Origin of the sequence: Actinomadura sp. CNU-125 (assembly GCF_001942465.1) — a bacterium.
Lineage (GTDB): Bacteria > Actinomycetota > Actinomycetes > Streptosporangiales > Streptosporangiaceae > Spirillospora.
Window position 1 is genome coordinate 1 of record NZ_MKJY01000553.1, and the last position, 1,030, is coordinate 1,030.

At 81.2% G+C, this 1,030-nt stretch carries 1 pseudogene; it reads left to right on the top strand.

Annotation, left to right across the window (positions count from 1 at the left end):
• Positions 1–1,030, top strand: a pseudogene (locus tag BJF79_RS56565) (hypothetical protein); the annotation flags it as partial.

Below are 1,030 nucleotides of genomic sequence, written 5' to 3' on the forward strand. Positions count from 1 at the left end.
ACGCGGGCGCCGGCTGGTGGACGCGGCGGGCGGCGCCGGCGGCTGGTGACGCCCGGCGAGGTCGCGGCGATCTCGCGGACCGGGGGGATGACGGCGGACGAGCTGGCGCGGCTGGCGGCCGGGGACGGCGTCGAGGTGCGCGAGCCCGACCGGCTTCCGGCGGCGCCGCCGTACGCGGCGTTCCGGAAGGTGCGCGAGTCGCTGGACGTGCTGGGCGAGCGGCATCTGGCCGCGTTCGTGTTCGGGGAGCGGCTCACCGGGCCGATGCACGTCCTCGACGGGTTCGCGGCCGTGGACCGGACGCTGCGTCCGGACCGGGAGGCGGTCGCGGCGGCGGGCGAGCGGTGGGCGCGGCGGGCCCGCGACACCAGCACGACGCACGCGGAGACGATCCTGGCGGCGCTGCGGTCGGGCACGGACCCGGCGGCGCTGCTGCTCTACGACGTGGTGGACCGGCTGCGGGAGCGGCTGCGGCAGCGGGCGTCGGACCGGGCGCTGCTGCGGCACTCCGCCGAGATCTGGGCGTCGCCGCCGGGGACGCGCGGCGGCTGGTGTTCGCGGTGCTGCGGGAGGGCGGGCCGGGCGCGACCGGCGGCCTCGCGGGGCGGCTGCGGACGCTGCTGGACGCCGGGGAGGTGTTCGCGGCGGCCGAGTTGGCGGACGCGTAGGACGTCCCGGGCGCCCGGCACCGGCGGGGAGCCGCCGGAGGAGCGGGTGCTGGCCGCCGAGGCGCGGCGGCGGCTCGACACGGCGCTGCGGCTGCGCGAGCCGGCCGCCGCCGAACGCGACCCGGACCGGGCGTGGCGGCTGCTGGCGGACGCGCTCGGGCTGGTCCGCGACCTGCCGGGCGCGGCCGAACACCAGCGGCGGCTGCCGCCCGCGGCCGTCCCGTCGGTGCGGGCGGACGTGGACGACGACGGCGGGGTGCGGGTGTCGAGGGAGGCGTCGCCGTCCACGGCGGGCGAGGTGCTGTACCACGTGGTGCGGCGGCGCGGCCGTCCCCCGCGCGGCCCGGCGGACGGGCGGCCGG